The sequence below is a fragment of the Novosphingobium sp. MMS21-SN21R genome, from assembly GCF_031846015.1.
In the GTDB taxonomy this organism is placed as follows: domain Bacteria; phylum Pseudomonadota; class Alphaproteobacteria; order Sphingomonadales; family Sphingomonadaceae; genus Novosphingobium.
Window position 1 is genome coordinate 1,645,415 of record NZ_JAVRDU010000001.1, and the last position, 20,299, is coordinate 1,665,713.

The window sequence follows — 20,299 nt, forward strand, 5'->3', positions numbered from 1 at the left end:
TCGCAATGGCGGGCGAATATGCCACGATCCGGATCGAGCACGAAGAGGCGCTCAGCTGGATCGTGCTCGATCGGCCCGAGGCGGCGAACGCATTGTCGCCGCAACTGCTCGACGAATTCGCCCACGCGCTTGAACGTTTGAAGCACGAAGGCGCGCCGGTCATTGCCATTCGCGGCGAGGGCAAGGGCTTTTGCGCGGGCATGGATCTGGGCAGCTACGGCGCGGGCGACAGCGGCCCTGCCGATCCGATGGGCGACCATGCGCGACTGCGTGCCAATGTCGATCGCTGGCTGCTGATGTGGGATCATCCCAAGCCGGTGATCGCTGCGGTGCACGGCTTCTGCCTCGCTGCGGCGGCGCAGATGTGCGTGTTTACCGACATCACGATCGTGGCGGACGACGTGCGCATCGGGGAGCCGACGATCCCTATCGGCGGCGGCTTCATCGCGCCGACCTGGGTCAGTCTTGTCGGTCCCAAGCGCGCCAAGGAATTCGCGTTCGTGCCGGGCAACTGGATCGACGGCCCGACTGCGGTGACCTGGGGCTGGGCGAACCACTGCGTGCCTGCGGCTGATCTGATTCCGGCGGTGCGATCGCTGGCGCAACGCATCGCAATGACGCCGCCCGACGTGCTGCGTCTCAAGAAGCTGTCGATCAATCGCGCTACGGAGGCTGCAGGCTTCAGGCAGGCGCTGTCCGGCATCGCGGAAATCGACGCATTGCTGCACCTGGCACCGGCGGTGCTCGAAGTGCGGCAGCGCATGAAGGAACAAGGCCTCAAGGCCGTCATCCAGCAATTCAAGGTTGCGCCGACGAGCCCGCTCGTCGCGCCGAAGGAGTAGACATGGCAGACGTAGAATTCACCATCGAAGGGCATGTCGCGCATGTCCGCCTGAACCGCCCGCAGGGCCTGAACGCGATCACCCAGGAAATGGATGACCTGCTGCTGGACGCGTGGAATACGATCAACGCTGATCCTGACATCTGGTGCGCGGTCCTTTCGGCCGAGGGCGAGAAGGGCTTCTGCATCGGCGCCGACGTTTCTGGCGGTGCCGAGCGCAAGACGCGCATGGCGCTGGGCGGCGGCTTGACCGGTATCGGCGGTCCGCTGGTCACGCTTAAAAAGCCATTGATCGCTGCGGTGCAGGGATTCTGCGTCGGCGGCGGGTTCGAGCTGGCGATGTGCGCGGACATCATCGTCGCCGCCGAAACCGCCCAGTTCGGTCTGCCTGAAACCAAGGTTGGCATCATTGGCGAATGCGGCGTTGTCCACCGCGCCATGCGCCAGTTGCCGCACCATATTGCGATGGCGATGATCCTGACCGGCGAGCGCATCAAGGCCGACGTGGCCGAACGCTTCGGGCTGGTGAACGAGGTCGTGCCGTTTGCTGATCTCGCCGCCACTGCGCAGAAGTGGGCTGACAAGATCAACGCGGCCTCTCCGCTCGCCAATCAGGCAGCCAAAGCCGCTGCGCTGGGCCGTCTGGGCCATCCGCTCGAGGTTGCGCTGATGTCGCGCTTCGAGGAGATCGAGCAGTACGCCGAAAGCAGCGACAAGCGCGAAGGTGAACTGGCCGGTGCTGAGCGCCGCAAGCCGGTGTGGACGGGGCGCTGACATGAGCGGGGAAGGCGCAACGGAGCCAGGCGAAACGGACATCCGGGTCGAGATCGATCCGGGGCACTTCCGTTCCGTCCTTGGCAATTATCCGACAGGCGTGTGCGTCATCACCGGCTGCAGCCAGGACGGCGAGGCAGCCGGGCTGGTCGTGGGCAGCTTCACGTCTGTTTCGCTAGACCCGCCGCTCGTCGCCTTTTTCCCCGATCGCAAATCGAGCAGTTGGCCGCAAGTGCGCGCATGCGGCCACTTCTGCGTGAATGTGCTGGCGGAGGATCAGGTCGAGCTGTGCCGCCAGTTCGCATCGCGCGGTGGCGACAAGTTCGAGGGTGTGTCGCACCGCATTTCCGAGCTGGGTATGCCTTTGCTCGATAATGTCGTTGCGCATATCGAATGCACCATCGAGGCGGAGATTGACGCGGGCGATCATACGATCGTCCTGGGCCGTGTGCAATCGCTCGCGGTTGAGCGCGCGGTTGGTCCACTGCTGTTCTTCAGGGGTGCTTACGGGCGCTTCGACGCCGCAGGTTGAAGGCAGGTGTCTGCCAATCTCGGTCACTATCCGCCCAATCCGGCGTATGGCAGTGGAATCTTCAGGCGGCGGATCAGCTTTTCGGCTTGGGGTAACGGCATCCAGGTGGCGGTGCTCGACGACTTCCACGAAATGAGCGTGGCGCTGTTTGTGGAAGGCGGGGTGATCGCCGACGTCCACGCGCGGATGGACCGGTTCCCCAAGACGAGTTGCCCGGGGGCGACTGCTGCCTTGGGATCGCTGCGCGGCATGCCTGCCGACGGAACGCCGCCGTCTTTGACGAGCGACGAGCGGGGCGGACAATGCACGCATCTGGTTGATCTTGCCCGGTTGGGCCTATCTTGGATGGCGCGGGGCGACCGCGCGCAGACAGTCGAAGTTTCGCTGACCGACCGTGACGAGGCCCGCCATCAGCGTTTGACCGTGGAGGTTGACGGCGCAGTGGCTCTAGAATGGGTTTTGCATGACGAGATCATTGCCGAGCCGGTAGAACATCGCGGAAAGAGCCTGTTCGGCGGCTTCACGCGCTGGGTGCAGGATCGGTTTTCGCCCGCCGAGGCAGACTTGTGGCGGATAGCGCAAATGGCGGTTTTCGTGGCGCGTGGCAGGGCGTATATTGTCGATGGACCGCAGCCGCGGCGTGTTTCGGAAGAGCCTGCGCGGCAAGGCGCGTGCTACAGTTTCAGCGGTGCCGCCTTCGAAACGGCATTCGACAACACAGGCTATGTCCGCGACATGAGCGAAGGCTTTCCGCCCCGCTTCAAGGCCGCGCAAGAATACATAAAAAGAGGAGCATGAGATGACCGCGATTGCCACCATCGATGAAATCATCGACGAGGCTCGCAATGGGCGCCCGTTCATCCTGGTCGATGCAGACGACCGTGAGAATGAAGGCGACATCATCGTGCCCGCCCAGTTCGCCACGCCCGACCGCATCAACCAGATGGCGATCCATGCGCGCGGGCTGATCTGCCTTGCGATTACTGCCCAGCGTGCGCGTGATCTTGAACTTTCGCCGATGTCGAGCGACAATCGTTCGGGCCACGGTACGGCGTTTACAGTTTCGATCGAGGCGCGCGAAGGTGTGACCACCGGGATTTCGGCATTCGACCGTGCCCGGACAATTTCGGTTGCGGTCAATGCGCAGAGCGGCGCGCGTGATCTCGTCTCGCCGGGGCACGTGTTTCCGCTCGTCGCGCGCGACGGCGGCGTGCTGGTACGACCGGGGCACACCGAGGCGGCAGTCGACATTTCACGGCTGGCGGGACTGATCCCCGCTGGCGTGATCTGTGAAGTGATGAACCCCGATGGGACGATGGCACGGCTGCCCGATCTCGTGCCTTTCGCGGCCGAACACGGCATGAAGATCGGCACGATCGCCGATCTGATCGCATGGCGCCGCAAGACCGAGACACTCGTCGAACGCGTTGCAAGCGGGCCGTTCGACAGCCACTACGGCGACAGTTTCACGATTCACGTCTATCGCGATCTGGTCGACAATTGCGAACATGTCGCGCTGGTGCAGGGCAATATCCGGCCAGGTGTGGATACGCTGGTCCGGGTGCACCAGTTCGATTTGACCGCCGACCTGCTCGGCTATCGCAATGCCCACCCCGACTATGTGCCTGCGGCCCTGCGCCAGATGGCGGGGCACGATGGTCCGGCCGTGGCAGTGTTCGTGCAGGATCCCGATCGTGCCTCGATCTCGCGCCGGGTCATGGGCGGGCGCGGGGAGTATGCACGGCTTTCAAGCGACCGTGATTACGGCATCGGCGCGCAGATCCTCAAGGACCTCGGCGTCGAGCGGATGGCGCTGCTGACTTCCAGCAGCCGGAAAATGGCCGCGCTAGAAGGGTTCGGCCTCGAAATCGTGGATCGCCGGGCCATTGTCGAAGGCTGATGGCTTGGGCGGACGAGGCCCGATGTCGCGCAAAACCGCTGGTCATCAGGGGCGGAGGTCGATACGCGTCACGCCATGGTAACGACGAGCAACATTTCAAAGCGCCGCAAATCCGCGCTCGAAGAAGGCAGCACCGACTATCTGGCGAAGCGTGCCGAACTGGTCGAGATTGCGGGGCGGCAGTTCAAGGCCCATGGTTTCAAGGCGACGACACTGGCGGAAATCGGCCACAAGGCCGGGCTCGATCGCGCCACCGTCTATTACTACTTCGGCAGCAAGGAAGAGCTGTTCCGCGAATGCCTGCGTGTTGGCGTCGAAGCCAACATCGCGGCGTGTGAAGCCATTTTCGCCGATGAGACGCTGGAATCAGCGCAAAAACTGCGTGCAGTCATCACCCAGCTGATGTCGGCCTATGACCAGTACTACCCGCATATGTACGTCTACATTCAGGAAGAGATGAGCCGGGTTACCGGCGAGAAAAGCGCATGGGCGCAGCGGATCGTGGCCAAGACTCGCACGTTCGAGCGGATCGTGCTCAGCCTGATCAGCGAACTTATCGCCAAGGGTGAAATGCGCTCGGACATTGCCGTTTCGGTCGCAGCCAACGCGGTGTTCGGGATGCTAAACTGGACGCACCGCTGGTATCAGCCTGGCGGTACGCATTCCGCGCAGGAAATCTCGGACTCGTTCTGCGAGATCTTCTTCAGCGGCATGCAGAAGCGCTAGGCGCCATTTGCGCTAGATGCGAGTGCGCAGTGCCCGCTTGTCGACCTTGGTCGCCGACATCGGCCATTCGCCATCGTTCATGAAGAAGACGGCGCGCGGCACCTTGTAGCTGGCGATGCGGCCCTGGCAAAAGTCAATGAGCTCCTGCTCCGTGGCAGTTTGGCCGGGACGCAGTTCGACAAAGGCAACGGGCACTTCATCAAGGCGAGGGTCGGGGCGCCCGACGACTTCGGCAAGCTTCACCGCAGGGTGACTGCAGATATAGGCCTCGACCTCGATTGCGGCGACGTTTTCGCCGCCGACCTTGAGCATGTCCTTGGCGCGGCCGTTGAAAGTCAGCTCTCCGTCGTGTCCGCGTGCATAAAGATCACCGGTGTGCAGCCAGCCGTCGCTGTCGAGCGCTTCGGCGGTCTTGTCGGGAGAGCGATGGTAGCCTTCCATCACGCTGTATCCGCGCACGAGAATTTCACCCACGACGCCGGGCGCTGCTTCGGCGCCGCTATCCAGATCGACGATCTTCACCTCGATGCCGGGCACCGGTTTGCCTTGGCTGATTGTGCGCTGTTCGGGCGTTTCGTCGGGAGCGCAAAGAGCGAAGATCCCGGCGGTTTCAGTCATCCCGCAGGCCTGCATGAATTCGGCTTCGGGAAATGTGCGTTGGGCGCGGTCGACGAGGGCAGGCGGCGCGATCAGGAGCACCTTGCGCAAGGCGGCAAGTCGCTTCGGGTCGAATTCGGGATGGTCGAGTAGGGGCTGCAGGATCGCGGGGAACCACGGCCATGCCACGGTCACCCTTTCGCGCTCCATCAGGTCGAGCGCGCGGCCCGGATCGAAGAAGACGTCGGTGATATATGTGCCGCCTGTGCCGATCGCGCCGATGAAAGGCGCGAACGAGCCGATGTGGAAAAGCGGTCCGCCGCCCCACGTCACGTCATGGTCGGTGGCACGGAAGCGGCTGCTGGCGCGCTCTACGGGACCGCGCGTGACGGCTTCGTGAGTGAGCAGGCAGCCCTTGGGGTTGGCCGTGGTACCCGAAGTGTAGATGATCAGCGCGGTGTCGCGCAGACGGGTGGCGCGGCGCGCCTGATCGACCGCGCTGGCGGGGACTTTCGCGGCCGCTTCTGCAAAGGCATCGCGCGACAGGAAGCCAGCCGGCGCATCGCCTTCCAGCACGACGATTCCGCGAAGCTTTGGCGCTTCGGCGAGCGTCAGGGTGCTTCCTGCCGCGCTGGCACCAAGCGTGGGCAGGGCGCTGGACAGCACTTCGCGGAAATCGACGAAGCGGGTGTCGGCAGCGGTGGTCAGGATAAGGGCAAGGTCGGCGTTCTCGATGATGTAGCCGAGTTCCCGGCTCTTGTGCCGGGCATTGAGCGGGACGGCCACGCAGTTGGCGAGGGCTGCGCCGAACAGCGCCGTCACCATTTCGCGGCTGTTGTTCGCCAGAATGCCGACGTGCGCGCGTGGCGCAAGTCCCAGGCCGATGATGCCGCGCGCGATCTCGACCGAGGCGTCGCGCAGCTCGGCATATGTCAACGTGAGTTCGGGCATGACCAGCGCGTTGCGGTCAGGATATCGGGCTGCGCTGCGCACCAGCAGATCCGCCAGCGGGCAAACCTCGGACCACTCCGTGAACGTCAAGGCACTACACTCCCGCTTCAATGCTTATTGTCTGCCGAAATTATAGGATCACTCCCGCCTGTCAACGCTAATGTTGATTGGCGGGAAAATGATGATCCGGTTCAGGCCATTTCGAACCCTTCGTAGCCCATGTACGCGACTTGCTCGCAGCGTTTGCGATACTCGGGCCCGCCGCCAACATGGACCAGGGTCCGGCGAACGATCGTGCCATCAGGCTTGGTGGTCGTTCTCACCCACCATGCATTGGCTTCGGCAAGCAAGGTGCGGGCAAAGTCACGGTAGACGGATTCGGTCCACTCATCCTCGGCGGCCTGCGATGCTTCGGCAAAGGTCAGGCCCTTTGCGGCCATATAGACCAGCATCTGGGTCACCCATTCTGCCTGAAGCCCGCCACAAACGCCGACGTTGCAGAAGGCCGAGCCATTGTGAGGGCCGACGAGCGTGTAGAAATTGGGGAAGCCGCGCGCCTGAAGGCCAAGGAATGTCGTCGGCCCATCGGCCCAGACGTCCTTTAGGCGGGCGCCGCTCTTGCCGCGGATGTCGATCCGGTCGAGCGATCCGGTAACCGCATCGAAGCCCGTTGCGAAGATGATCACGTCCAGCTCGTAGAAGGCGTCTGCCGTCTGGATGCCGGTTTCGGTGATCTCGACGATCGGGGCCTCGTGGATGTCGACGAGGTGGACATTGTCCTTGTTATAGGCCTCGTAGTAGTTCGTTTCCATCGGGACGCGCTTGCCGCCGAAGGGGTGATCCTTCGGGATCAGCTTTTCGGCAATGGTCTGGTCCTTGACCCGCGAACGGATCTTGTCGGCGACGAAATCGGCAAGGAACTTGTTCGATTCCTTGTTGACCAGCAAATCGCGGAAGCCGCTCAGCCAGATGCCGTAGCCGGGCTGGTTGTAGAGGTTTTCGAAGAAGGCCTCGCGTTCCTCCGCCGGCACGTCGATCGCCTTGCGCTGGTCACGGTGATAGGGAAATGCCGTGTCGGTGATCTTCACATATTCGAGAATGTTGGGGTAGCGCTTGCGGATGACCTCCATCTCGTCCTTGCTGATCGGGGTGTTGCCAAGCGGCGTGCACCAGTTCGGCGAACGCTGGAACACCTGAAGCTGGCCTGCTTTCTCGGCGACGATAGGGATGATCTGCACGCCAGTGGCCCCGGTGCCGATGATGCCGACCCGCTTGCCCGAGAAATCGATATCGCGCGGTAGTCCGGCTTCGTCGACCGGCCAGCGCGAGGAGTGGAAGGCTTCGCCCTTGAACGCCGAGATGCCCTTGATGTCAGGCATTCTCGTGGCCGAGAGCGGGCCGGTGCACGAAATAAGGAAGCGGCAAGTCAGCACCTCGCCTTTACCGAGCGTGACCTGCCAGACGTTGCCTGCATCCTGATAGTGCGCCGCCACGACCTTGGTATTGAAACGGTAGTGCTTGCGCACATCCATCGCGTCTGCGGCGCGATTGGCGTAGCGCAGCATTTCGGGCTGCGAGGCGAAGCGCTCGTTCCAGTCCCAGTCGGGGATGATGCCCTTCAGCGCGAAGTAGCCGTAGGCGTAGCTTTCGGTGTCAAGACGGCAGCCGGGATAGCGGTTCCAGAACCACGTTCCGCCGACATCGTTGCCGGCTTCGATCCCGCAGACTGACATGCCGTTCTGTTCGAGCAGGTGCGTTTGGTAGATGCCGGTCACGCCAGCACCAATGACCACTGCATCGAAATCGGGCTTCTGTTCGCCAACAATCATAACTGACACCTCTGGACTGCGACAGCCGATTCAGGCCGCTGCTCGAGAAATATACTCACCAGAATATATTTATTCCGTCAAGGTTATAATCGTGTTTTGGGGAATATTGCCTTCAAGTCGTGGCACAGGCTCGCGCGCGCTGAAGGCAAGAGAGCCTTGCGCAAACGAAGAGAAAAAATAGGAAAATGGGAACACGGCTGGATTTCCAGACCGCAGGGGTAATCGGCCGTTACGCGGGATCGTCGGTCAGATACGGGAGCGGGTCGGTCACACCGGCGGTTCTCAGTGCCAGCGCGGCAAGCTCTCGGGCGACCGATTCGGCCTCCCAGCGTCCCTCCGGCTGGAACCACGTGAAGGCCCATGATGCCATGCCGCCGAGCGCCGATGCGGCGAGCGAGGCATCGGCAATTTCGAACTGGCCGCCGACCTTTCCTTCGTTGAGCAAGCCGCGCAACATGCGATGGAAGCGCTGCTTCGAGGAATCGATGGCAAGTCCTTCGTCAGCCGGAAGGCTTTTCGCTTCACGGAAATAGAGCGCGACCTCGCGGCGATGCTCGATCTGCAGGCGCACGAAGTAGCGGATGATCTGCGCCAGCCGCCTTGCCGGATCGCCGTCAAGCGTGGCGCTGAACGCAACCGTCTGGTCTGCGGCCGCAGCACCTGCATGGCAGACTGCAACCAGCAATTCCGCCTTGCTGCGAAAGCGGGAATAGATGAACTGCTTTGTTACCCCGAGGCCTTCGGCGATCGATTCCAGCGAGGTTGCCTCATAGCCTTTGTCGAAGAACTGCCCGATGGCTTCGTCGAGAATCCGTCGCCGCTTGATTTCGTCGACCTCGGCTTTGATCGAATGGATTTCAGGCTGGGCAATCGGCTTTTTGCTGGGCATCTGGCTCATCGCTTGAACGCTGGAAACGGCAGCCACGTCCCCGGCCGGCGGAGGCCGGGGGCTGCGCGGACGCTATCAGTGCCGACGATGATCGGTCAGGTCAACCAACAGTGACCGGCATAGCAAGCGGAGCGATGTAGCGAACGTGCTTCAGATTTCGACCTGGCTACCGAGTTCGATCACGCGGTTGGTGGGCAGCTTGAAGAACTGCATGGCGCTTTCGGCATTGCGGACCATGCCTGCGAAAAGCTTCTCGCGCCAGATCGCCATGCCGGGACGGTTCGATGCGATCAGCGTTTGCCGCGACAGGAAGTAGCTGGTGTCCATCGCCCGGAACGGGCCTCCGGCGCGCACTTCGCCGGAAAGTTCCGCCGGAATGTCGACTTCGTCCATGAAGCCATAGTGGAGGACCATCCGGTAAAATCCGTGACCTAGTTCCTCGACGTTGCAGCGGCGCTCGGGGGCGACGTGGGGCACGCCTTCGGTCGAAACGGTCAGCATCACCACGCGATCATGCAGGATGTGGTTGTGCTTGAGGTTGTGGAGCAAGGCGGGCGGAATGCCGTCGGTGGTCGAGGCGAGGAAGACCGATGTGCCCGCCACGCGCTTGACCTTGTTTTCCACCGATTGGAGGAAGCGATCGATCGGCATGGCGTCTTCATGCAACCGTTCGCGCATCAGGCGGCGGCCTGTGGCCCAAGTGGTGAGCAGCGTGAACACGACGACGGCAACGAGCAGCGGGAACCAGCCACCGTCCGGAATTTTCGTGATGTTTGACGCGAAGTAGAGGCCGTCGACGATGAGGAATGCCCCGGTTACCGCAGTGGCCACAAGAGGGTGCCACTTCCACACGGCGAACGTCAGGATACCGAGCATGCAGGCGGTGATGAACATCGTGCCGGTCACTGCGATGCCGTAGGCCGCTGCGAGATTGCTCGAACTGCCGAAGCCGACGACGAGCATGATGACGAGCGCCAGCAGGCCCCAGTTGACGAGTGGGACGTAAATCTGGCCCGCGGCCTTGGCGCTGGTGTGGAGGATCTTGAGGCGGGGGAGGAAGCCGAGTTGCACGGCTTGCTGCGACACCGAATAAGCGCCCGAAATCACGGCCTGGCTGGCAATGATTGTCGCCATCGTTGCCAGCACGACCAGCGGGAGGCGCGCCCATTCGGGGGCCATCAGGAAGAATGGATTTTCTACCGCAGCGGGATTTACGATGAGGAGCGCGGACTGGCCGAGGTAATTGATGATCAGGCAGGGGAATGCGACGTAAAGCCACGAGACCATGATCGCCTTGCGCCCGAAATGGCCCATGTCGGCGTAAAGGGCTTCCGCCCCGGTGACGGCCAGCACCACCGAGCCGAGCGCGAGGAATGCGAGGCCAGGGTCGATCAGGAAGAATTCGAAGGCGTAGTGCGGGCTTAGCGCCCACAGCACTTGCGGGGCCTTGGCGATGTTGAAGATGCCCAGCACTGCCAGCACGATGAAGTATACGATGATCACCGGGCCGAAAAGTTTGCCGACCGCCGCAGTGCCGCGTGACTGGATTGCGAACAGGCCGACAAGGATGCCGATCGACAGCGGCAGAACCCACTGGCCAAGACCTTCGTTGACCACGGTCAGCCCTTCGACCGCCGAAAGCACCGAGATTGCCGGTGTGATGATCGCGTCGCCATAGAACAGCGCCGTGGCGATCACGCCGAGCATGGCGATCATTGGCGTCCATTTGTTTGTGCCAAGCTTGCGGCCGATCAGCGCAAGCAGGGCAAGACTGCCGCCTTCGCCCTTGTTGTCCGCTCGCAGGATGACGAAGACGTATTTGAGCGTGACGATCAGCATCATCGTCCAGAAGATCAGCGACAGCACACCGAAGATGTGCGGCCGGTCCACAGCCAGCGGGTGATGCCCGATGAAGCTTTCCTTAAGGGCATAGAGCGGCGAGGTGCCGATATCGCCGAAAACCACGCCAATCGCGCCGATTGCCAGCGCGGTCAGGCTTTCATCATGGGGCTGAGTCTGGTCTGTGTCGTTCATCGTGGAAGACCTAGGTGCGGGTGCGGTAAAGCACCACGAACTTTATGGAATCTTTACGCCCGCCGCCAAATTCCCCTTGGAATTTTAATGTCCTGCAGGCGCACATGAGACACCGCATAATCATTGCGGGAAAAGCTCGATGTCCGGATATCTTGATCGTTTGCGCCAAGGGGAGCGTCTTTGGGCTGCAGAAGCAGGCCTGCGCCTCCTTGGGATAGTGCTGCTTGGCCTGTGCTATCGCATTGCCGTGCTGGCGAATGCGCTCATCACCGCGCAACCAGCGCATCCGACCACGATGGCCGAATTTGTGGTGTGCAGCGCGGCGTTCCTCCTGCTGACTTGCGGCCTTGCCCTGACTTTCGAAGGACCGGGCCTGCTGCGTCACGTCGACATACCGCCGCACAGCGCTTATTTTCCGAGGAGGTGATGGACCTGAATGCCCATAGTGGCGGGCCAGATCCCTCGTTCCCGCAATCCGGCACTCGACAGACAGGGGCGGGTGCGCGCAAATGCGGAGCGATGACTGACCACTCCCCCGAATTTCCAGCCATTGCGCGTGCTGCTCCATCTGGGGTGCTGTCCGGTCATGCTGTCTCGCTCGGGCTGACGGCGCTGGTCACGGTTCTGGGCAAAGTGCTGTTCGAACGCGGCAACATTGCCAATGTCGGGTTGCTTTACCTGCTGCCGGTGATGGTGGCGGCAACGCGCTACGGACTGCGCACGGGCGTGGTCACCAGTCTGGTCTCGTCGCTGGCGTACAACTTCTTCTTCATTCCGCCCACCCACACGTTCACGATCGAAGACCCGCAGAACATCATTACCGTGTTCGTCCTGCTCGGCGTGGCAATTGCGGGTAGCCAGTTGGCGTCGCGGCTCCGCGACCAAGCTCTGCTGGCTCAGGCGAGTTCGACGCAAAACAGTCTGCTTGCAAGTTTCGCCCGCCAGCTCACCGGCATCAGTGCGCTGGACGAACTGGCCGTCGTGCTTTGCACCGAAACTGCTCGCTTGCTCGACTGCGATACCGTGCTGCTCGTCCCCGAAGGTGCCGACATTGTCATGCGGGCATCTTGGCCGCCCGGTTGCAGGCTGGACATGCTCGATGTCACCGCAGCCCGCTGGGCGCTGGACCATGCCGAGCCAGCGGGGCGTGGTTCGGATGTGCTGACCGAGTGCGAATGGCTGTTCCGCCCGCTCGGGACTGGCGGGAAGGTCCTGGCGGTATTCGGCATGGCCCGGTCCGACGCTCGCGTGCCCGTATCATCCGAACAGATGCCGCTGCTGATCAGTCTGCTCGATCAGGCCGGGCTCGCGCTTGAGCGGATCACGCTGGAACAGGAAATGGCCGCGTTGGAACATGTCCGTGAACGGGACCGCCTTCGCCATGCCCTGCTTTCGTCGGTCAGCCACGATCTGCGGACACCGCTGACCACAGTGCTCGGTACGCTGGGCGATATGCGCGCGCTGTCCGGCGAACAGGAACAGCAGCTTGCCACCGCGCGGAACGAGGCGGAGCGGCTTCACCGTTTTGTCGACAATCTGCTGGATATGGTCCGGATCGAGGCGGGAGCCTTGCATCAAGGCATCGAGCCGGTCGATCTTTCGGAGGCTGTGGCGAGCGCAGTTCACGATCTTCGCGGCATTCTTGAGCAGCGGACCATCCGCATTGGCATCTCCCCCGATTTGCCGCTGGTCATGGTTGACCCGCAACTGTTCCATCATTGCCTGATCAATCTCATCGAAAACGCCGCGAAATATGGCGGCAGCGACGCGGCGATCACGATCGAGGCTGACGTGGATGAAACCGGTGCGCGGCTTTGGATCATGGACGAAGGACCGGGCATTCCTGCAGGTGAGGACGTCCGCATCTTCGATACATTCGCCCGGATCGAAGGGTCGGACCGCAAGGGTGGCACCGGCCTGGGCCTCGCCATCGTCAAAGGCTTTGCCGAGGCCATGGGGCTCACGGTTGCTGCGGCCAATCGTCCGGGCGGAGCGGGCGCATGTTTCACGCTGTCCGTCCCTGCAAACAGGCTGAAAGAACCCTCCGCGCAATGAGCAGACAGATCACCATACTGGTCGTTGACGACGAGCCTGCGATCCGGCGCCTGCTTCACAACAGTCTTGCCCGCGCGCATTACCGGATCGTCGAGGCAGGCTCCGCGCGCGAGACGATGACTGCGCTGCAGATCGACAAACCGGATCTGGTGCTGCTCGACCTTGGCCTGCCTGACCGGGATGGGCTTGAGCTTGTGCCGGGGCTGAAGGGGGCAGGGGCGTCGGTGATCGTCGTTTCCGCCCGGGACGCCACCGATCAGAAAGTCGCCGCACTGGATCTTGGTGCGGACGATTATGTGTCCAAGCCGTTCGACACCGAGGAAGTTCTGGCGCGCATCCGCGCCGCATTGCGGCACAAGCTTGCCAGCGAGACCGATACGCCCCGCCTCACGCTCGGCGACGTGGAGATTGACCTCATTGCTCGGCAGGTCCGCAAGTCAGGGACCGACGTCCATCTGACGCCCAAGGAATACGCTTTTCTTGCTGAACTCGCCAAATGCGCTGGGCGCGTCGTGACCCATGCCGCGCTGCTGAGATCCGTTTGGGGGCCAGGCCACGACGGTGACGTCGAGTATCTGCGCGTTGCTGCACGCGGAATACGGCGAAAACTTGAGGATGATCCGGCCCGGCCAACTCTGATCCGGAACGAGCCGGGCGTGGGCTACCGGCTTATCCGCAGTTCCTGATCCAGTCAGGACTTGTGGCAATGCCCTGCACGCAGGGCCTGTTTCCCTGGACCCCAAACGGGTGTCTGCGTCGTATTGAGAAAATCGGGTAAAGTTACCGCGCACCAGAAGCTTACTGGACGACGGATACCTCTGCGGCGCTGCGACTGAAACAGGATTCAGGTTCACCATTTGTTATTGCTTGAAGCGCGTACAGAAACTCCTCCCTCGACCGGGCCAGGTCGGTGGTGGTGGACCCTGTTGATATGATCCGGAGCAGCTTGCCGAGAAACAAGGACATCGCCAGGAGCCCTGACCGTTTGGAGCTAGGCGCATTTTTATGGCGGGGCAGCACACGTTGCCAGGCCGCTATCTGACTCTCGACAAATGACCGGATGACCGGACGCAACTCTGTCCTGCGCGCCGCTTCCAGCCAGTTGGCAAAGAATGCCAGGTTATCTGCACCAGACTCGGTGGCTTCACGCACGAAGATCGTTGTTGTCAGATCTATCAATTGCGTTGGCGAGAGGCTGCCGCGCCGGAGGTCAAGGAAACCGACCCTCCGTCATCAACACATCGGGACCAGCAGCGGGGAGCCTACCTCCTTCGCTCTTGACGCTGCCAGCGCCTCGCACCTTCGGGTGCGGGGCGTTGCTATGACCGTCAAAGGATGGATATGGTGGTCCGCGACGTTAAACGGCTACGGCTGTTGAACAAGATTGTCAGTCACGCCTGCGCATAAGACCTTCGTAAGCACCAGCCTCAAGCGTCGTCGTCGGTGCCTTCCTCTTCGACGGAGGCTGCGCCGCCTAAGCCATCGAGGTCAGTGTGCCGCAGACGTTTTCCAGCGCTATCAGTTTGGGCGCTCGGCCATCAGCAATCAGACCTTTGATGACGTTCCAGAAGGGATAGAAGGTGCCCGACCTATTGCCTTGCAGACCTGCACCGCCACCAGCAAGGGACAGGTCTTGGCAAGGGAATGATCCCCACACGAGATCGGCGCGGCCGGGTAAGTCGGCGGGGCTGACGAGGTTTACGTCCCCGACTTTCAGTTCTCCGTCGGTGCCCCAGTTCGCTTGATATGAGAGACCCTTTTTGGCGTCGAAGTCATTGGCAAAAGCGCAGCGCCAACCATCGCCCAAGCCAGCCCGTGCCATTCCGCCACCTGCGAAGAATTCGTAGAATGTCGGCTGTTCTTGCACGAATCTGTCTCCCTCAAACTATGTGTATCGCGTCGGTCGCAACTGTTCAGAGACTTTCTCATCCCATACCGCGATATGGCATATGTTCTCTATTCGTTCCACTGAAAAGTGAGCTGGGAGTCTTACGGCATACTTTTGGGTGGCACCAATACGGAAACGGGCAGCTTACGCTGCCCGTTTAAGTAACTGTTTTAATTTTGTTCCATTGGTCGGGACGAGAGGATTCGAACCTCCGACCCCCACACCCCCAGTGTGATGCGCTACCAGGCTGCGCTACGTCCCGACCTTGGAGCGGGCCTATAGGCAGCGGTTTGTGCCTTGGCAAGCGCAGGATTGGGGGCAAGCGCGGGATTGAGCAAAAGGTGCACAGCTGCGGCGAAGCGGTCGCGGGGCGTCGATTGCTTTGGCTTTGGCAAGCTGCTAACCGCCCGCGTCAAGCTTGCCGGGTGTCATCATGCGAAAAATGCGTGGTGGCGGCCGTTGCAATACCGGACACGCGATCCCAGAAACGGACACATGATGCTGAGCACTCTTTCCGCCGCCGCCGCCTCTGCTGGTGAACCGCCTGCCTGGATGAGCTTCCTGCCACTGGTGGCAATGGGCTTCATCTTCTGGTTCCTGATCCTGCGGCCGCAGATGCGCCAGCAAAAAGAGCACAAGGCCAAGATCGCAAGCCTCAAGAAGAACGACATGGTCGTGACCGCAGGTGGGCTTATCGGCAAGGTGATCAAGATCGACGATCATTACGTCGAGCTGGAGCTTGGGCCGAACGTGAAGGTGAAGGCCGTGCGTTCAACGCTGGGCGACATCATCCCGCCGGCCGGCTCTGCGCCTGCAAACGACTGATCGTCCAATATTTTCCGAAAGCTGACCGCCCATGCTCGAATTTCCGCGCTGGAAGGTGATCTGGCTCTGGCTGCTGACGCTGGTTTGCGTCGCGGCTGCGATCCCCTCGCTCACTTCCACGATGGGCCTGTCCTGGCCGTCCTCGCTGCCCGAACCCAAGGTCAACCTCGGGCTCGATCTTGCGGGCGGCAGCCACATCCTGCTCGAAGCCGATCCTTCGCAAGTGCGCCAGCAGCGTATCGAGGGCATGGAGGAATCGGTTCGCAACAAGCTGAAGCAGGATGGCAAGAACATCCGCATCAGCGACATTTCGAACCGTGACGGTGCGCTAACGTTCGTCGTCGCCGATCAATCGCAGGTCGATGCCGTGCGCGAGGCGGTGTTGCCGCTGACCAATGGCGCTGGCCTGACCGGCAAGCGCGACTGGGACATCAACGTCATCGATGGTAATCGCTTCGTGCTCAAGCCGACCGACGCGGGCGTTGACCAGGCGGTGACGCAAGCGATGGACACGGCAGTGGAAGTGGTGCGCAAGCGCATCGACGCGTTGGGCACCAAGGAGCCGACGATTATCCGGTCCGGCCCGACGCGCATCGTCGTGCAGGTGCCGGGATTGCAGGATCCGCAGGCGCTCAAGAATCTTCTGGGCCAGACCGCCAAGCTTGAATTCAAGCTGGTCGATACGGCGGCCCTGCCATCCGACGTCGCGCAGGGCATTGCGCCAGCGGGCAGCGAGATCGTGCCATTCGTCAGTCCGGCTGAAGGCGGCGGCGCGCCTGCCATCGCGGTCAAGCGTTTGGGCGGCATTCGCGGCGATCAGTTGACCAATGCGCAGCAGACCAACAACCAGCAGACCAACGAGCCAGTCGTCAACATCACGTTCAACACCGAAGGCGGCGCGAAATTCGCCAAGCTGACGACGCAGAACACCGGCAAGCAGTTCGCGATCATCCTCGACGGCAAGGTCCTGTCCGCGCCTACCATCAACGAGCCGATCCTGGGTGGCAGCGCGATCATTTCGGGCCGCTTCACCACCGAAAGCGCGAACGCTCTGGCGATTTCGCTGCGTTCGGGGGCTTTGCCAGTCGATCTCAAGGTCGTGGAAGAGCGCACCGTCGGGCCTGACCTTGGCGCCGATTCGATCCGCAAGGGCATGATTGCGATGGGCGTGGGCACGCTCGCGCTGATGGTCTTCATCTTCGTGACGTATGGGCGCTTCGGGGTCTACGCCAACATAGCGCTGGTCATCAACGTGCTGATGATCCTTGGTATCATGGCGATCATCAACACGACGCTGACCCTGCCGGGTATTGCGGGTTTCGTGCTGACAGTGGGTGCGGCGGTCGATGCCAACGTGCTGATCAACGAGCGTATCCGGGAGGAGCGGCACCGCGGGCGAAAGGTCGTTGCGGCGGTCGAGATGGGTTACAAGGAAGCCAGCCGCGCGATCTTCGACGCCAACATCACCAACGTGATCGCGGCCGTTCTGATGTTCGCGTTTGGCTCCGGCCCGGTGAAAGGCTTTGCCATCGTCTTGATGATCGGCATCGCAACGTCGGTGTTCACCGCCGTGACGCTGACCCGCCTGTGGGTTGCCCAGTGGCTGCGCCGTGCGCGCCCGGCCGACCTGAACCTGTAAGGGAATAGGCACATGAAACTCCTCAAGCTCGTTCCCGACGATACCAACATCCACTTCCTCAAGTGGCGGGTGCCGTTCTACCTGATCAGCATGGTGCTGATCGCGGCGTCGTGGGGTCTGGTCCTGACCAAGGGGCTGAACCTCGGCGTCGATTTCATCGGCGGCCAGATGATCCGCGTGACGTTCGAGCGCAGCCCGGCCGCGCCGGTCGTCGAACTGCGCGAGCAGGTCGGCAAGCTGGGGTACGGCGAGCCGATCATCCAGCGCTACGGCAAGCCGAACGAAATCTCGATTCGCATGAAGCTGCCCGAGGGCGCAGACCACGATGCCGCATTGTCCGACAAGATGGCGCGGACGATTACCGCCGACATCAAGAAGAACCATGACGATGCGCGGATTGACGGCGTCGATTCGGTTTCGGGCAAGGTTTCCAAGGAACTCGGCTGGGACGCGTTCAAGGCGCTCGGCTTTGCCGCTCTGGCGGTGGCTGCCTACATCTGGATCCGGTTCGAGTGGCAATTCGGCGTGGGCGCCCTGTTCGCACTGTTCCACGACGTTTCGCTGACGCTGGGGCTGTTCGCGCTTACCGGCATGGAGTTCGACCTCAATATCGTGGCGGCCTTGCTGACCCTGATCGGCTATTCGCTGAACGATACCATCGTGGTCTATGACCGCATCCGCGAGAACATGAAGAAGTTCCGCAAGATGCCGATGCCTGAATTGCTCGATCTTTCGGTGAACGAAACGCTGTCGCGCACGATCGTGACCTCGCTGTCAGTGCTGATTACGCTTGTGGCGCTGTTGTTGCTGGGTCCGGATGTGATCTTCGGCTTTACCGCCGCGATCACGCTCGGCATCTTCGTCGGGACGTACAGCTCGATCTACATGGCCGCGCCCATCCTGATCTGGCTCAAGGTCAATCCGAACAGCTTCGTGCCGACCGAAAGTGCGCTCGACAAGCAGGAGCGGCTGGCGCGCGAAGGCGCTTGATCGACTTACCTGAGGGTGAAAGCAGTGGCGGCGAGGTTCAGGGCTTCGCCGCCGCTTTTTCGTAGATTGCCGCGAGCGCTGCGGCGTTGGCGTCCCAGCTGAATCGTTCGGCATTCATCGCCACAACCTGCTGGCTTGGCGCATTCGCCAGAATTTCCACGATAGCGGCGGCAATGTCTTCGGGCGTTCGCTTGGCCAACCGCCCTGCTGAGGTATTTTGCACTACCTCGCGCGCGCCGCCGACATCCGGGATGACCACGGGTGTCCCGCAGGCGATGGCTTCGATCCAGGCGTTGGCCAAGCCTTCGCGCTCGGACGGCAGGACCATGACATCGGCTGCGCAGAGCAGTTGGGGCAGCAAGTCATGCTCCACCGCGCCAAGGAAATGCACGCGCGACGATAGGCCGAGTTCGGCGGCAAGGGCCTTGAGCGACGCTTCCTCGGCGCCGGTCCCCGCAATAGCGAGACGGACGTCCTCGGGCAGCGACGTTAGCGCGCGGATAGCCAGGGCTTGTCCCTTGATCGGCACCAGCGCACCGACGCAGAGCAGCAATGCGCCGACAGTCGGTATCTCTAGCGTCGGGGCGGAAGAGACGAAATGGCGTGCGGCGAGGCGCTCGAGCGGCTGAAACCGTGTGCGGTCGAGGCCAGTGTAATGGACCGTGATGCGGTCGGCTGGCATGCCCATCGCCGCCATGTCGCGGGCGAGTGCCCCGGAAACCGCGAGCAGCGCCTTGGCTTGATGAGCGGCTGCGACCATCTGCTTTCGGGCCGAGGCGTTTTCGCCCCAAAGATGAATGTCCGACCCACGTGCCTTGATCGCCAGTGGCAGGCCGAGTTCGCGCGCGATTTTTGCAGCGGCGGGGCCGTCGGGATAGAAAAACTGGGCATCGACCATATCGAATGGCTGTTCAGCATGAAGGCGGCGGGCGAGCGGGAGCACGGCGCGCACGATCAGCCACGGGTTGAGCGGTCCGGACAAGGCGGGAATCAGGGCGAAGCGCGGATGAAAGACGGTGACCGCGCCCTGCTGTTCCAGCGCCGGAATTGCGCGCAGCGCGGCATAGCGCTTGAGTGGTAGCGGCGGCAGGCCGATGGGGTTCAACACGGTAACCTGCCAATCCCCGCGCGCTGCCAGTGTTTCCATCTGGCGCGCAACGAAGCGACCGAAGCCGGTGCGTCCGGGAGCCGGGTACAGCGTCGAAATCGAGAGCAGGCGCTTCACGTCAGAGTTTTCGCACCAGCATTTCGGCAAGCCCGAGCCATGCCGGGCGGTCGATGATGACCTGTCGCTGGCCTGCGCCTGGGGGCAGCAAGGCAATGCGTCCGTCGCGCTGGTCGATCAACCGCCCAAACGCAAAACGTCCGCCGGGGCGGGGGGCAAGCACATCGCGGTTGAAGGCGCGCGCGAAATCGTCCGGGTCGATCTGCCGCAGCCAGACCTGATCACCGGCGCGATATTCGCCTGCGCTGACATCGACCGCCAAAGCCATGAGGCGCGCCGAGCCGTCGAGTGCAACTGGCAGGATTGCATCCATCGGTTTGGCGAGGGCTTCTGCACCTTGGGCACCGATGCGGGCGACGAGCCGGGCAGGGGATTCCTCGTCCGCCTTGACCAGCAGTTGCGGTTCGACGCCGAGCGCCGCGGCGATGCGGTTCATCCATGCGAGCGACAGGCTGCGCATACCCGTCTCGAGACGGCCGATGGTTTGCGCGGTGGTTGGCGGATTACAACGCGCCGCAACGTCGGCGAGAGTCATGCCTTTCTGGCGGCGAATGTCGCGTATTCGATTTATCATTGTGCGGCCCATTAACCGGAGCGGTGTTTT

The 20,299-nt window shown here is 62.1% G+C and carries 20 protein-coding genes and 1 tRNA gene; 12 read left to right on the forward strand and 9 right to left on the reverse strand.

Annotation, left to right across the window (positions count from 1 at the left end; genetic code table 11):
- Positions 1–5 precede the first annotated feature (5 nt).
- The 6 genes from RM192_RS07970 to RM192_RS07995 all read left to right on the forward strand — a co-directional run bounded on the left by RM192_RS07970 (position 6) and on the right by RM192_RS07995 (position 4,773).
- Positions 6–842 carry an enoyl-CoA hydratase-related protein gene (locus RM192_RS07970; protein ID WP_311507007.1) on the forward strand — a complete coding sequence of 279 codons (837 nt, stop codon included), beginning with the start codon at positions 6–8 and terminating at the stop codon, positions 840–842.
- 2 nt (positions 843–844) lie between these two features.
- Positions 845–1,615, forward strand: a complete 771-nt coding sequence (locus RM192_RS07975; protein WP_311507008.1) for an enoyl-CoA hydratase-related protein — start codon at positions 845–847, stop codon at positions 1,613–1,615.
- A 1-nt stretch (position 1,616) separates the two neighbouring features.
- Entirely contained in the window at positions 1,617–2,147 is a 531-nt protein-coding gene (locus RM192_RS07980) for a flavin reductase family protein (protein ID WP_311507009.1), read from the forward strand.
- Positions 2,148–2,153: 6 nt separating this feature from the next.
- Positions 2,154–2,945 (forward strand): DUF2889 domain-containing protein, encoded by a 792-nt coding sequence (locus tag RM192_RS07985; protein ID WP_311507010.1) that lies wholly within the window; start codon positions 2,154–2,156, stop codon positions 2,943–2,945.
- 1 nt (position 2,946) lies between these two features.
- Positions 2,947–4,047, forward strand: a complete 1,101-nt coding sequence (gene ribB / locus RM192_RS07990) for a 3,4-dihydroxy-2-butanone-4-phosphate synthase (protein WP_311507011.1) — start codon at positions 2,947–2,949, stop codon at positions 4,045–4,047.
- A 75-nt stretch (positions 4,048–4,122) separates the two neighbouring features.
- Positions 4,123–4,773: a TetR/AcrR family transcriptional regulator gene (locus tag RM192_RS07995; protein WP_311507012.1), complete on the forward strand. Its 651-nt coding sequence runs from the start codon at positions 4,123–4,125 to the stop codon at positions 4,771–4,773.
- 12 nt (positions 4,774–4,785) lie between these two features.
- On the opposite strand, the gene RM192_RS08000 is transcribed toward RM192_RS07995, so the two are convergent.
- The 4 genes from RM192_RS08000 to RM192_RS08015 form a co-directional block, all read right to left on the reverse strand.
- Complete coding sequence (locus tag RM192_RS08000) at positions 4,786–6,411, reverse strand: class I adenylate-forming enzyme family protein (protein WP_311507013.1); 1,626 nt, start codon at positions 6,409–6,411, stop codon at positions 4,786–4,788.
- A gap of 101 nt (positions 6,412–6,512) precedes the next feature.
- Entirely contained in the window at positions 6,513–8,150 is a 1,638-nt protein-coding gene (locus RM192_RS08005; protein ID WP_311507014.1) for an NAD(P)/FAD-dependent oxidoreductase, read from the reverse strand.
- Positions 8,151–8,379: 229 nt separating this feature from the next.
- Entirely contained in the window at positions 8,380–9,048 is a 669-nt protein-coding gene (locus tag RM192_RS08010) for a TetR/AcrR family transcriptional regulator (protein WP_311507015.1), read from the reverse strand.
- Positions 9,049–9,189: 141 nt separating this feature from the next.
- A complete protein-coding gene (locus RM192_RS08015; RefSeq protein ID WP_311507016.1) occupies positions 9,190–11,073 on the reverse strand; it encodes a potassium transporter Kup in 1,884 nt (627 codons plus the stop codon).
- A gap of 139 nt (positions 11,074–11,212) precedes the next feature.
- Here RM192_RS08015 and RM192_RS08020 point away from each other — a divergent pair, with 139 nt between their 5' ends.
- From RM192_RS08020 to RM192_RS08030, 3 genes are all read left to right on the forward strand, one after another.
- Positions 11,213–11,500 carry a hypothetical protein gene (locus RM192_RS08020; RefSeq protein ID WP_311507017.1) on the forward strand — a complete coding sequence of 96 codons (288 nt, stop codon included), beginning with the start codon at positions 11,213–11,215 and terminating at the stop codon, positions 11,498–11,500.
- Positions 11,501–11,592: 92 nt separating this feature from the next.
- The gene (locus RM192_RS08025) at positions 11,593–13,128 is read left to right on the forward strand and encodes a DUF4118 domain-containing protein (RefSeq protein ID WP_311507018.1); all 1,536 of its coding nucleotides are present in this window, start codon (positions 11,593–11,595) and stop codon (positions 13,126–13,128) included.
- Positions 13,125–13,814 carry a response regulator transcription factor gene (locus tag RM192_RS08030; RefSeq protein ID WP_311507019.1) on the forward strand — a complete coding sequence of 230 codons (690 nt, stop codon included), beginning with the start codon at positions 13,125–13,127 and terminating at the stop codon, positions 13,812–13,814. The genes RM192_RS08025 and RM192_RS08030 overlap by 4 nt, the downstream gene beginning before the upstream one ends.
- Before the next feature lie 112 nt (positions 13,815–13,926).
- Here RM192_RS08030 and RM192_RS08035 read toward each other — a convergent pair whose 3' ends face one another.
- The 3 genes from RM192_RS08035 to RM192_RS08045 form a co-directional block, all read right to left on the reverse strand.
- Positions 13,927–14,307: a hypothetical protein gene (locus RM192_RS08035; protein ID WP_311507020.1), complete on the reverse strand. Its 381-nt coding sequence runs from the start codon at positions 14,305–14,307 to the stop codon at positions 13,927–13,929.
- Positions 14,308–14,602: 295 nt separating this feature from the next.
- The gene (locus RM192_RS08040; RefSeq protein WP_311507021.1) at positions 14,603–14,995 is read right to left on the reverse strand and encodes a DNA cytosine methyltransferase; all 393 of its coding nucleotides are present in this window, start codon (positions 14,993–14,995) and stop codon (positions 14,603–14,605) included.
- A 206-nt stretch (positions 14,996–15,201) separates the two neighbouring features.
- Positions 15,202–15,278 (reverse strand) — tRNA-Pro (locus RM192_RS08045).
- Between the two features lie 233 nt (positions 15,279–15,511).
- On the opposite strand from RM192_RS08045, the gene yajC reads away from it, so the two are divergent.
- From yajC to secF, 3 genes are read left to right on the forward strand one after another with little or no spacing between them, the layout of a single operon-like run.
- Positions 15,512–15,841, forward strand: a complete 330-nt coding sequence (gene yajC / locus RM192_RS08050; RefSeq protein WP_311507022.1) for a preprotein translocase subunit YajC — start codon at positions 15,512–15,514, stop codon at positions 15,839–15,841.
- A 31-nt stretch (positions 15,842–15,872) separates the two neighbouring features.
- Entirely contained in the window at positions 15,873–17,480 is a 1,608-nt protein-coding gene (gene secD / locus RM192_RS08055; RefSeq protein WP_311507023.1) for a protein translocase subunit SecD, read from the forward strand.
- 12 nt (positions 17,481–17,492) lie between these two features.
- Positions 17,493–18,470 carry a protein translocase subunit SecF gene (secF, locus tag RM192_RS08060; RefSeq protein WP_311507024.1) on the forward strand — a complete coding sequence of 326 codons (978 nt, stop codon included), beginning with the start codon at positions 17,493–17,495 and terminating at the stop codon, positions 18,468–18,470.
- Between the two features lie 37 nt (positions 18,471–18,507).
- Here the strand turns inward: secF and RM192_RS08065 are convergent, their stop codons facing one another.
- Together RM192_RS08065 and RM192_RS08070 are read right to left on the reverse strand one after the other, a co-directional pair.
- The gene (locus RM192_RS08065) at positions 18,508–19,695 is read right to left on the reverse strand and encodes a glycosyltransferase (protein ID WP_311507025.1); all 1,188 of its coding nucleotides are present in this window, start codon (positions 19,693–19,695) and stop codon (positions 18,508–18,510) included.
- 1 nt (position 19,696) lies between these two features.
- Positions 19,697–20,269 carry a helix-turn-helix domain-containing protein gene (locus RM192_RS08070; RefSeq protein WP_311507026.1) on the reverse strand — a complete coding sequence of 191 codons (573 nt, stop codon included), beginning with the start codon at positions 20,267–20,269 and terminating at the stop codon, positions 19,697–19,699.
- Between the last annotated feature and the right edge of the window lie 30 nt (positions 20,270–20,299).

Bases quoted from the DNA above. Each gene is read 5' to 3' on its own strand.
- yajC (WP_311507022.1), top strand. From the start codon at position 15,512: ATGATGCTGAGCACTCTTTCCGCCGCCGCCGCCTCTGCTGGTGAACCG.
- RM192_RS08010 (WP_311507015.1), bottom strand. From the start codon at position 9,048: ATGAGCCAGATGCCCAGCAAAAAGCCGATTGCCCAGCCTGAAATCCAT.
- secF (WP_311507024.1), top strand. From the start codon at position 17,493: ATGAAACTCCTCAAGCTCGTTCCCGACGATACCAACATCCACTTCCTC.
- RM192_RS07970 (WP_311507007.1), top strand. From the start codon at position 6: ATGGCGGGCGAATATGCCACGATCCGGATCGAGCACGAAGAGGCGCTC.
- secD (WP_311507023.1), top strand. From the start codon at position 15,873: ATGCTCGAATTTCCGCGCTGGAAGGTGATCTGGCTCTGGCTGCTGACG.
- RM192_RS08030 (WP_311507019.1), top strand. From the start codon at position 13,125: ATGAGCAGACAGATCACCATACTGGTCGTTGACGACGAGCCTGCGATC.
- RM192_RS08005 (WP_311507014.1), bottom strand. From the start codon at position 8,150: ATGATTGTTGGCGAACAGAAGCCCGATTTCGATGCAGTGGTCATTGGT.
- RM192_RS07975 (WP_311507008.1), top strand. From the start codon at position 845: ATGGCAGACGTAGAATTCACCATCGAAGGGCATGTCGCGCATGTCCGC.
- RM192_RS08020 (WP_311507017.1), top strand. From the start codon at position 11,213: ATGTCCGGATATCTTGATCGTTTGCGCCAAGGGGAGCGTCTTTGGGCT.
- RM192_RS08070 (WP_311507026.1), bottom strand. From the start codon at position 20,269: ATGATAAATCGAATACGCGACATTCGCCGCCAGAAAGGCATGACTCTC.
- RM192_RS08025 (WP_311507018.1), top strand. From the start codon at position 11,593: ATGACTGACCACTCCCCCGAATTTCCAGCCATTGCGCGTGCTGCTCCA.
- RM192_RS07980 (WP_311507009.1), top strand. From the start codon at position 1,617: ATGAGCGGGGAAGGCGCAACGGAGCCAGGCGAAACGGACATCCGGGTC.
- RM192_RS08015 (WP_311507016.1), bottom strand. From the start codon at position 11,073: ATGAACGACACAGACCAGACTCAGCCCCATGATGAAAGCCTGACCGCG.
- RM192_RS07995 (WP_311507012.1), top strand. From the start codon at position 4,123: ATGGTAACGACGAGCAACATTTCAAAGCGCCGCAAATCCGCGCTCGAA.
- ribB (WP_311507011.1), top strand. From the start codon at position 2,947: ATGACCGCGATTGCCACCATCGATGAAATCATCGACGAGGCTCGCAAT.